This window comes from Pseudomonas fuscovaginae SE-1 (assembly GCF_000364705.1).
Classification (GTDB): Bacteria; Pseudomonadota; Gammaproteobacteria; order Pseudomonadales; family Pseudomonadaceae; genus Aquipseudomonas; species Aquipseudomonas fuscovaginae_A.
Map to the genome: position 1 here is coordinate 1 of NZ_AQOH01000110.1, position 3,569 is coordinate 3,569.

The window sequence follows — 3,569 nt, forward strand, 5'->3', positions numbered from 1 at the left end:
CTGCCCGAATACATGGTGCCCAGTGCCTTCGTGCATCTGGACAAGCTGCCACTGACCGCCAACGGCAAGCTCGACCGCCGTGCCCTGCCCGCACCGGGTGCCGAATCCCTGGCCAGCAAGGCCTACGAGGCTCCGGTCGGTGATACCGAAACAGCCATCGCCGAAATCTGGAAGACCCTGCTCGGTCTCGACCAGGTCGGTCGTCACGACGGCTTCCTCGAACTGGGCGGCCATTCCCTGTTGACCGTACAGCTCCAGGCCCGCCTGCATCAGGAACTCGGCGCCGAAATCGACCTGCGCACCCTGTTCGCCATCGGCTCCCTGCAAGCCCTCGCCCAGTGCGTCGACCAGGCCACTCGCTCGTCCGTGCGGAGCATCGAGGCCGTGCCCCGTGACCAGGATCTACCGCTGTCCCTGGCCCAGCAACGGCTGTGGTTCCTCGATCAACTGGATCACGCCGCCAGCATCGCCTACCACATGCCGGCGGCCCTGCGCCTGCGCGGCCAGCTCGATCGCCAGGCCCTGCAACGCGCCCTGGACCGCATCGTCGCCCGGCACGAAAGCCTGCGCACCACCTTCGAACGCCAGGGCGATGACGTGCGCCAGCACTTCGCCCCAGCGGACATCGGTTTCAGTCTGATCGAGCATGACCTGCGGGACCTGGACGCGCGGGCCCGGCAACAGGCCGTTGAGCGACTGGGCCGTGAGGAAGCCGGCGCACCGTTCGACCTGAGCCGGGGCCCACTGATCCGTGGGCGCCTGCTGCAACTGGCCGCCGACGAGCATGTCCTGTTGGTCACCCAGCACCATATCGTCTCCGATGGCTGGTCCGTGGCCGTGCTGATCGGCGAATTCAATCGCCTCTACGCCGCCTTCAGCCAGGGCCTGGACGATCCACTGCCAGCACTGCCCCTGCAATACGCCGACTACGCCGCCTGGCAGCAGCAACACCTGCAAGGCGAACGCCTGCAGGCCCAGACCCGCTTCTGGAGTGAACACCTAGACGGAGCCCCAGCTCTGCTGGAACTGCCCGGCGACCGTCCGCGGCCGCAGGTGCAAAGCTACCTCGGTGCGACCCTGCCGCTGGAACTGCCAGCCACGCTCAGCACCCGACTGCGCCAGTTCAGCCAGCAACAGGGCCTGACCCCGTTCATGACCCTGCTGGCCGCCTGGTCGATCCTGCTGTCGCGCCTGAGCAACCAGGCCGAGGTGGTGGTCGGCACCCCGGTGGCGAACCGTCCACGCCAGGAAACCGAGGCGCTGATCGGCTTCTTCGTCAACACCCTGGCCCTGCGCGTCGATGTCCAGGCCCACGAGCGCGTCGACCAGTTGCTGGCCCGGATCAAGGCCATCACCCTGGATGCCTACGATCATCAGGAACTGCCGTTCGAACAGGTGGTGGAAGCCCTGCAACCGGAACGCAGCCTCGGTCACAGCCCGCTATTCCAGGCCATGCTGGTACTGGGCAACACCCCGCAAGACCAGGCGCTGTCCGTGCCCGGCCTGGATATCGAACCGCTGCAACAGGCCACCGGCACCACCCAGTTCGACCTGAGCCTGTCGCTCAACGACGACGGTGAAAGCATCCGCGGCCAGTTCGAATACGCCACCGACCTGTTCGACGAAAGCACCATCGCCCGCTGGGGCCGCCATCTGCTGCACCTGCTCGACGCCCTGCTCGGCGACACTGCGCAGCCGCTGGCAAGCCTGCCGCTGCTCAATCACCAGCAGCGTCGCGAGTTGCTCATCGGTTTCAACCCGACTTATGCGCCGTTCAACGAAGGACTACTGTTGCAGGAAGTCTTCGAACAACAGGTGCAGGCGCGCCCCGAGGCCATCGCGGTCCAGGCCGAAGGCGCCGCTCTCAGTTATGCCGAACTCAACGCCCGGGCCAACCGCCTCGCCCATCGCCTGATCGCCGAAGGCCTGCAACCGGATGAACGGGTGGCGCTGCTGGTGGAGCGCAGCCCGGAAATGATCGTCGGCATCCTGGCCATCCTCAAGGCCGGGGGCGCCTATGTGCCGCTGGATCCGAACTACCCGCAGGACCGCCTGCAACACATGCTCGACGACAGCATGCCACGCGTGCTGCTGGGCCAGCGGGATCTGATCGCAAAACTGCCGCCACTGGCGATCCCCAGCCTGTCGCTGGCGGACAGCCCTGGCAACGATGCCAACCCACGGATCGCCGGCCTGACCTCGCGTCACCTGTGCTACGTGATGTACACCTCCGGCTCCACCGGCAAGCCCAAAGGCGTGATGCTCGAACATCGCTCCGTGTGCAACCAGATCGGTGCCCTGCAGGAGCGCTACGGCCTCAATCCGCAGGACCGCATCCTGCAATTCGCCAGCATGACCTTCGACATGTCCGTCGAGGAGATCTTCGGCGCCCTGCTCTCCGGCGCCACCCTGGTACTGCGCAGTGATGCCTGGATCGCCGGCACCGCCGCCTTCGCCGCGTTGTGCGAGCAATACGCGATCACCGTCGCCAACCTGCCCACCGTGTTCTGGCAACAGATCGCCCGCGATGCCCATGTGCCGCTGCCCACTTCTCTGCGTCAGTTCATGATCGGCGGTGAAGCGGTCGGCAAGCAGGCCGTGACCCAGTGGTTCGAACGCGAAACCCATCGGCCGGCGCTGTTCAACGCCTACGGCCCGACCGAAGCCACGGTCAACGCCTCGATCCGTCTGATGGAGCGCGACAGCGAAGACTTCCGCTGCATCGGCACGCCGCTGCGCAATACCCAGCTGCATGTGCTGGATGCCGTCGGCAACCTCGCCCCACTGGGCGTGGCCGGTGAACTGCATATCGGTGGCGTCGGCGTTGCCCGTGGCTACCTCAACCGGCCCGAACTGAGTGCCGAGCGCTTTATCGCCGACCCGTTCACCACCGCACCGAACGCCCGCCTGTACAAAACCGGCGACCTGGCCCGCTGGCGCGCGGACGGCACCCTGGAATACCTGGGCCGCAACGACGACCAGGTGAAAATCCGTGGTTTCCGGGTCGAACTGGGGGAAATCGAGGCCGCGCTCGCCGCCTGCGAAGGCATCGACGAAGCCGTGGTGGTCGCCCGCGAAAGCCAGCCGGGCCGGTCCGACAGCAAGCGCCTGGTCGCCTACCTGTGTGGCGACGCCGTGCCGGTCGAGCAAGTGCGTGCGACCCTGCTGGAAAGCTTGCCGGAGTACATGGTGCCGAGCGCCTATGTGCACCTGGAAGCCATGCCGTTGACCCCCAACGGCAAGCTGGACCGCCGCGCCCTGCCCGCGCCGGGTCAGGAAGCCTTTGCCAGCCGTGCCTATGAAGCCCCGCGCGGCACGCTCGAGCAGATCGTCGCCGGCGTCTGGCAGGACCTGCTGGGTATCGAGCAGGTCGGCCGGCACGATCGCTTCTTCGAACTCGGCGGTCACTCGCTGCTGGCCGTCAGTCTGATCGACCGCCTGCGCCAGCATGGCCTCAACGCCAGCGTACGTACCGTGTTCACCGCCCCCAGCGTGCGCGAGATGGCCCAGGCCATCGATCGCGACAGCCAGGCCCTGTTCCAGGCGCCGGCCAACCGCATTCCGGCCGG

General features: G+C 66.8%; 1 protein-coding gene. It reads left to right on the forward strand.

Annotation, left to right across the window (positions count from 1 at the left end):
- Window positions 1–3,569 (forward strand): non-ribosomal peptide synthetase (locus K675_RS0111915; RefSeq protein WP_017903748.1); only part of this gene is annotated, 3,569 nt, incomplete at both ends.